At 70.5% G+C, this 251-nt stretch carries 1 pseudogene; it reads right to left on the minus strand.

What is annotated here, in order from left to right:
- Positions 1 to 251: pseudogene (locus tag ACFPFQ_RS19460) on the minus strand (bZIP transcription factor); the annotation flags it as partial.

The raw sequence follows: 251 nt of genomic DNA on the forward strand, positions 1-251 counted from the left end.
GCTTCACCGGGTAGGTGGAGGAGTTCTCCGCGACGAACTGGAAGCGACTCACCAGCGCGTCTCCCCGGCGAAATATTTGGCCGCCGACCGCAGGATCTCCCGCTCGGTGGTGAGCGTGGCACGCTCGCTGCGCAAGGCCGCGTTCTCGGCCTCCAGCCTCGCGACCCGCTCCTCGAGCGTCTCGGCCCGGCCCGCGGGCACAGACCCATCACCACCGCTCGGTGAGGCTGCGCGGGCCTTCAACGGGCTCG

The organism is Pseudonocardia sp. GCM10023141 (assembly GCF_042653605.1).